This window comes from Salicola sp. AFF1 (assembly GCF_056783195.1).
The window spans coordinates 1-7,485 of the sequence record NZ_JBXAYL010000047.1; the positions used below are offsets into that span (position 1 = coordinate 1).

The following is a 7,485-nucleotide window of genomic DNA, read 5'->3' on the forward strand; positions in this document are numbered from 1 at the left end:
TGCTATTATATCGCTCAAAGCCTTGTTATTGCAGGCTTTGGGCGCATTTCTGGTCGATTGAAGTAACGGATTCAGGAACACAATAAGGACCAATACAACGGCAATGGCAATCAGCGCGATCACACTGGTGCTGACCAGATCGCGCCAACTCCGGGCCAGGATCGTTGCCACCCTGTCGGTTGTTGTTGTCAGGATCCCTTCACCAATACCGTTCAGCGTTTCGATCCGCTGCGTGGCCGTACGGAACCACTGGTCGGCGGTCAATTCGTCCATACCCTGAGTGCCACCCTGAAGTGCTTCCCGCAACCCGGCCATAGCCGCCTCATCCGGATTCTCCAGATCGCGTTCCAGTGCAAGACGCTCATCGCGTTGGAGCATGGCGCCCGCCTTGTCGAACAAGGCCTTCTGGCGCCCGAACAACCTGGCAACCCGGGCACTGGCCGCGAGCTCAAAATCCCCGGAACGAATCAAGCTGGCGCCCGCGGCTCTCTCCCGCCCCGCCATTTCACTCGCCTCGGCCAACAGGTAGTGGGCCGACATCCACCGGATAATGGCCGGACTGCTCGCCCGCCGCACGATCTGGCTTTCTCGGTCAAGCAAGGCTGTAATAAGACTGGTGTAAGCCTCTGCGGACTCACCCGCTGATATCCGGCGTTTTTCGATCTGCCGGCGGGTCCTGGGTAAGGCCTCCAGGGCACGACCCGTTTCATCAATACTGTCTCCCACCCTCTCGGGCAGATCGTATTCCTCAGTCAGGCCGGCCACTGCCTCCCGGTATTGGCGTATGGCGTCATCGGTGCGGTTGCGTTGGCTCGCCATCGAATCAGCCGCGCTGCCTCCCTGGTCTTCAGCTGCAAAGAACACAGCTGAACGTCCGCGCTCGCGTTGTAGATGCTCAATAAGCGGCGCCCCAGCCTTGGCCAGCTCAATCATCCCCCTGAGGGTCTGCGCCTCACGGTACTGGCTGTAACTGTCTCCAATATTGATGGCAGCGAACAGCCCAATGACTACCAACGCCGGGCAAACCAGGGTCAGCAGCTTGCCTCGCATTGATAGACGGTTGATAAACCCCATACCCGGCTCCTTCCTCCTTTGAGCATTAAGCGCCACCCTCTTGGCTGCTACGGCTCAATACCAAGAAAAATACATTCATATTCAGTGCATCTATTAACTCACGCAGCGTGAATGTACACAACCGCCCGGGCTGTAACCTTATGCAACTGACCGCCACACCTCCGCGAAGCTTGATCACACCACGGCTGCTAGACTGATTGGACAACCAACCACCCAGCAGAGCGATCAGAGCTGTGAGCCGCAAAACCAACGAGCAGGAACTCTTTGACGGCCTAAAGGCCCTCTCGGACAGCGCCTTCCCGAAGGAATGCGCCAACTGTGGCCGCGTCTACCACTCCCCTGAGGACTTCGTGACGCAATCAGAGGATCTAGGGGGACGCTCCGGCCTGAAGAGCTCCTACGACGACGATGACCGCCCCATTATCGAGCTGTTCCGCAACTGCATCTGCGGGTCCACCCTCATGGACTTCTTCTCGGACCGCCGTGATACCTCACCCGGCGGCCTGAAACGCCGGGAAGTCTTCGCCAAGATGCTGACCCACCTGGAATCACGCGGCTTGAGCCCTGAGGTGGCCCGGGAGGAACTCCTGAAACTGATGCGGGGGGACCGGAGTGAGCAACTTGAAAGCATGGGCATTGAGCTCAAGGCGCGACGGTACGACCATGGCGACAACAGTAAGTGAAACGGTCCTCCTCGAGGGCCACCCCATCCACGCCTAGCGCAACCAGCCGAACGCCCTCTCAAGATAGGCCCGCCCCTGCTCGTCCACCCATTCTCCATGGGCCATGATCACGCGTTTCGGGTTCCAGGCCAGCATCCGGTTCACGGCCGCATTCGCCTGGCGCCGCCGCAACGTCGTTAGCCGGATTTCAAGCGGCGCATACCCCCAGGGCTGCACAATCCGCCAGAGTCTGGCGATGGTCTTTTGCCAGCCGGCCCAATGGGCCTCCAGGAAAGCCTCGCTGAAGTTCTCCGACAGATCCGCCACAATGGCCGTTCCCGAGGCTTTGTGAAAAAAGATCACTTCTTCCAGCGCCAACGAATAATGGAACCAGAGCTGATCGATCACACCGCTCCAGCTGGCTGGCGGTCGCTCGCCCAGTATCCCCGTGAACGCCAGATCCGGGCGTTTACGCACCACGGAAGGCGGGCCCCAGAGTTCAGCCCCCTTGTAGGCCTCCTGCCATTGCCCAAGATAAAGGTGGTGGAGCTTGTTGGGGCTGACCAGCCAGGCCACGGTGCCCAAGGCATCAACCGCCGCCTTGAGCTCAGACGTCAACGCAATCGGCGACCACAACCACAAACGGTTATCCGGGAAACGGATAATGATCGAGCGCGTGGAATAAGGGAAACCGTAGAAATCCACCCTCGGCCCTTCGACCACCCATACATTCGGTGCGATGTAACGTAGCATCCCGCTTTCCGAAGCCTCCCTGTCTTAGCGATTGGCCTGATTCTCTTATACGCCAGTGCCCACACCTCCCGCAAGCATCCTCAACGGCACCACCAAGCATGACATGACCTGACCAGCAATGCCCTTGTAAAGATACTTAGGACGCCTATGCTTATGGTGTGATGCATGTACCTCACATGCCACGAGTCACCGGTTTCGCATTGGCGACCGGATGCGCTGACAGGAAACGTCACAACGGACGATCAGGAAAGACGCCGATCCAAAGACGGTATGAGAGGGCTGAGCCATGGCCGCAAGCAGCGACGAGATTCTGGTATTCGCCGATGAAAGCGAGGCCCCGTCTGAGCCTGACTCTCTCCCCTGGCAGGTCCTGATTGTCGACGACGATCCCGATGTCCACGCCACAACCAAGCTCGCACTCAGAGGACTCACCGTTGAAGGGCGGGAACTGAGGTTTGTGGACGCTTACTCAGCCGAAGAGGGGTTACGGTTACTGCAACAGGACCCCGACTTTTCGGTGGCTCTGGTCGACGTTGTCATGGAACGCGACGACTCAGGCCTGAGCCTGGTTCAGACGATACGGGACAAGCTGCACAACCACAGCATCCGCCTGATCCTGCGCACCGGTCAGCCGGGCTACGCACCGGAAAGCGAGACCATTCGCTGTTATGACATCAACGACTACAAGACAAAATCCGAACTGACCCGGGTGCGGCTGTTTACCAGCATGGCGATTGCGATTCGCTCCTATTCCCAGTTGCGCCAACTCGAAGCCAACCGCAATGGATTGGAACAGATCCTGGAGGCGACGTCCGAACTCAGCCAACGGCATGATCTGAAGCGTTTCACCGCCGGTGTTGTCACACAGATCTGTGCCCTTCTCAACGTTCCCAGGGAATGCCTGATCTGTGCCGCACTTGAGCCGGAGCAGGCTGCGCCGTTCATCGTCGCCTCCGGCGGGCGCTACTCCGAGTATGAAGGCCTGTCACTGGACGACTTACCGGTGCAACACGTGCGCCAACGGCTCACGAGCGTGCTGCGGGAACAGCACCATCGCCTGGATGACAGCATCTGTGTCTATCTGCCCGGTCCGGAGCAACAAGCTCTGGCCGCATTCGTGGACCTGCCCAATGCCCTCACCACTTCCGATCAGCGCCTTCTGGAGGTGTTCTGCAGCAACGTTGCCGTCGCTTTTGAAAAACTCCAGCTCTATGGCGCCATGAAACAGCTGGCCTATCAGGACACGCTTGTTGGACTTCCGAACCGCAATGGTTTCGTTGCCGCGATTGAGCGCCACATCACCTCGGACGCCCAGCCAGGCCAGGCACTCGCCCTGGTGGACCTGGACAGCTTCTCCTACATGAACAGTGTCCTCGACGACGCATTTGGCGACGCCATACTGCACGCGGTAGCGCAACGCCTGCGCTCATCACTCAGCCCCGATACTGTTGTAGCACGCGTTGGGGGTGATGTCTTCGGGATCCTGGGCAGTGCCGAGGAGATCACACCCGAACGCATTTCAGACCTGTTTGCCAAACCTCTTGAGCTGCACCAGAACGAACCGCTACGTATCTCAGCCACCAGCGGTCTCAAGCTCCTGGACCAGGAATCACAGAGCGCCGCCTCCATCATTAAAGACGCAGGCGTCGCCCTCAAGCAGGCCAAGCACTTCTACCGCGGCCAAACGGTTCTGTTCACCAACGAGCTGGCCAACGCGGCCCGCGACAGGATGCAACTGCTCAGCCGCCTTAGAACCGCCTTCACCAGGGACCGACTCCAGCTGCATTTCCAGCCGTTCATTCGTTTGAGCGACGGCGCTGCGGTGGGTGCCGAAGCCCTGTTGCGTTGGAAAAACGAAGAGGGTAACTACATTCCACCGGACCAGTTCATCCCGCTGGCGGAACAATCCGGCATGATGGTGGCGCTGGGGGACTGGGTCATCAGCACCGCGCTTCGCTGGCGCAACGGCATGATCGGCTATGTGCGGGACGACTTCCGGATCGCCATCAATGTCTCACTGGTGCAAATGCGTGAAGAGCACTTTGCGGACAAACTCATCCAATGCATCCGGTCCCATGACCTTGAGGGCTACCAGGTTGAAATCGAACTGACAGAATCAATCGCGGTGGATGACATGGCAGGTGTCCAGGAGAAGCTTGAGACGGTGCGCAGTCACGGCGTCAGTACGGCCCTGGATGACTTTGGAACCGGCTACTCGTCCCTGAACGTGTTAAGCCGGCTTCCGATTGATCGGCTCAAGATTGATCGCAGTTTTGTGAGTGGGCATGCAGCCGACGAGCCGCGTTTCACAATGGCTCATACCATGCTGGAGCTGGCATCCAATTTCCAGATGCGCACCATCGCTGAAGGCATTGAAACCGATGCCCAACGCGATGCCCTGTTCAGTTTAGGGTGTCAAGAAGGCCAGGGTTTCCTGTGGTCCAAACCGCTCGACCAACGCCAGTTCAGTCAGTGGCTGCTACGCTCTGGGTAACGGCTCGGATAGCGGGTTTGGGCATGTCCGGCCTGGACACAAGGGCCTTTTGAACCGGATCCAGCAGAGCAAAAGCGGAAGCGTCTACAATGGCCAAACCAGACCTTATGATCCGCCATCAGATCAACCTCGGGTTCGCGCTCGTTCTGGTTCTGGCCCTGATGACGATTTTTGCGGTGGTGGAATGGAAAGTAAAACCCAACCTGATCGAACAACGCCAGGAACGGATCACCATTAACCAGAACGGCCTTCTGGATCTGCTCAGCGCCAAACTGGGCCAGATCGAACTGCTCACCAGTACAATGGCATTGACCGGCACCAGGCTCCCCAAGGATGAGGCCCTGTTCATGAAGACCTTCCCGCCGCTTCTGAACAATCACGGCGATCCAGCGATCGCTGGTGGTGGGATCTGGCCTGAACCGGGGGCGTTCAAGGAAGGTGTTGAGCGCCGCAGCTTCTTCTGGGGTCGTTCCGATGGGGGTATGGCCTATTTCGGTGACTACAATGACCCCGAGGGCTCCGGCTATCACAACAAGGGCTGGTACAAAGCCGGCAAGAACGCGCCGATAGGCCGCTGCAGCTGGTCGAACGCCTACATCGACCCTTTTACCAAAGCCCCAATGGTGACCTGTACCGTGCCAATGAGACAAGACGGACGCTTTGCCGGCGTAGCCACGGTGGACATGAGGCTGGAGGGCATCTCGGACATCCTGTCGCAATACGGTTCGGACAACGACGGCTATGCATTTGCCCTAGACTCGGAAGGCAAGGTCATCAGCTTCCCTGAACCGGCCACACCACCCCAGCAACCCGATGATTCACTCCTGACGGTTGATGAACTCGGTCAACAACTGCCTTGGCTGAAAGACACCCTGAAGGCCGCCGATAACCTGAAAGACAGCAAGCTGGTTGCGCTGGATAACGACGGGATTATGGGAGAAGCCGCTTATGCCGATCTCATAAAACACCCCGAAACGGGATGGATCATTGGGCTGGTCGTACCCAAAAGTCAAATGACGGCGGCCGCCAACCGTATGGGCCTGTTCCTCATGGTGGCTATTGGCGCGTTGTTGCTGATCGTGGGCATTATCGCCGCCATCATCGCCCGGAACCTTCTGCACAAGATTCAACAGACCACCAACCAGATCCGGGAGCTGGTTGACGGCGAAACCACCCAGGAGCTGGATGTCGGCACCATGAACGAGGTGGGCGAATTGCGCCAGGCGGTCAACGCTTACGGCGATAAACTCAAGTCCCTGCTCAGACACCTGGAAGAGGTCAAGGATGAGCTGGTCCAAAGTGAAAAACTGTCTTCCCTTGGTTCGCTGGTCTCGGGCATTGCCCACGAGCTCAACACACCAGTGGGCAACGCGATGATGTCATCAACCTCAATACTCGATGCCAAACGCGGTTTTGCCCAGAAACTCGAACACCAGGTGACGCGCACCGATCTGGATCAATTCATGGCGGACGTTGAGGAAGGCGCCCAGATCGTTGAGCGGAACATGTCGCGCGCGTCCGAACTGATTGGCGCGTTCAAGCAGCTCGCCGTGGATCAGGCCAGCGCCCACAGGCGTGAGTTCGACCTCTACAGCCTCGTGAACGAAGTGCACCTGTCAATGCGGCCCACGCTCCAGCGCTCCCCGTACCAGCTCGAGATGGACATTCCGGAATCCATCGAGTTCAACAGCTATCCCGGTGCCCTCTCCCAGGTCCTCATCAACCTGATCAATAACGCGTTAACCCATGCGTTTGCGGAGCGCAATCAGGGCCGCATCTGGATTCATGCCACAACGGACGCTGAGGGCTTGGCCCATATCACCCTGCGCGATGATGGGGCTGGTATGACGGCTGAGGTACAGAAACGCATCTTCGACCCCTTCTACACAACCCGTCTCGGCCAGGGAGGCTCCGGCCTGGGGCTGCATATTACGTTCAACCTGGTGACCGGCATTCTGGGGGGCCGTATTGAGGTGCACAGCGCACCGGATCAGGGGAGCTGCTTCACCATAACCATACCGCTGGTCGCGCCCGATAGAGCCTACAACACCTGAGCGGCGCTCCTGGCGCCAGCAATGCACTCACTGTCGGCTGATAAACGCGCGGACTGGAGAATAGGGCCCTGTTGTCCAATCCAGCTGCGCCGCAAGCGGGTTAGCATATCGGCAACAGAATTGCACTAAAGTGATTTAGTAGACTATCTTCCTTTTCATCATACTTAATCTGCGTCAGGCTCTACACTTCCCCATTCTCGACAACCTCCATAAAGAGATCCAAGCGTTTTCCCAAAACTTCCCTGAACGCCTCTCTCTCGTTCGCCATTCCCATCAGATGCTCATAGGACGTTATTTCAAGAGTGCCATCATTGCACAGAACAAAGCGACATCGTGACTTCATGTTCCCATACCTGTCGGGATCAGCTTCCCGAGTTATTGTCAAATCTGGTGTATGACCATCAGGCGGCGCTCCTGTCAGATTGATCCTCCACCCGTTCTCCATCCT

At 58.0% G+C, this 7,485-nt stretch carries 6 protein-coding genes; 3 read left to right on the plus strand and 3 right to left on the minus strand.

Translation table 11 applies throughout. The annotated features are described in order from the left end of the window. On the minus strand, positions 1–1,074 hold a 1,074-nt coding region (locus AC1RQI_RS15970), incomplete at its 3' end, for a nitrate- and nitrite sensing domain-containing protein (protein WP_481905609.1). Between the two features lie 233 nt (positions 1,075–1,307). Between AC1RQI_RS15970 and AC1RQI_RS15975 the strand changes: the two genes are divergently transcribed. Next, positions 1,308–1,757 carry an oxidoreductase gene (locus tag AC1RQI_RS15975; RefSeq protein WP_481905610.1) on the plus strand — a complete coding sequence of 150 codons (450 nt, stop codon included), beginning with the start codon at positions 1,308–1,310 and terminating at the stop codon, positions 1,755–1,757. Positions 1,758–1,790: 33 nt separating this feature from the next. Here the strand turns inward: AC1RQI_RS15975 and AC1RQI_RS15980 are convergent, their stop codons facing one another. Next, a complete protein-coding gene (locus tag AC1RQI_RS15980; protein WP_481905611.1) occupies positions 1,791–2,489 on the minus strand; it encodes a DUF4336 domain-containing protein in 699 nt (232 codons plus the stop codon). Between the two features lie 286 nt (positions 2,490–2,775). Between AC1RQI_RS15980 and AC1RQI_RS15985 the strand changes: the two genes are divergently transcribed. Both AC1RQI_RS15985 and AC1RQI_RS15990 read left to right on the plus strand, forming a co-directional pair. Next, entirely contained in the window at positions 2,776–4,983 is a 2,208-nt protein-coding gene (locus AC1RQI_RS15985; protein ID WP_481905612.1) for a putative bifunctional diguanylate cyclase/phosphodiesterase, read from the plus strand. A gap of 89 nt (positions 4,984–5,072) precedes the next feature. Further along, positions 5,073–7,037 carry an ATP-binding protein gene (locus AC1RQI_RS15990; RefSeq protein WP_481905613.1) on the plus strand — a complete coding sequence of 655 codons (1,965 nt, stop codon included), beginning with the start codon at positions 5,073–5,075 and terminating at the stop codon, positions 7,035–7,037. A gap of 181 nt (positions 7,038–7,218) precedes the next feature. On the opposite strand, the gene AC1RQI_RS15995 is transcribed toward AC1RQI_RS15990, so the two are convergent. After that, positions 7,219–7,485, minus strand: a 267-nt coding sequence (locus AC1RQI_RS15995; RefSeq protein WP_481905614.1) for a hypothetical protein, incomplete at its 5' end; no start/stop codon positions are given.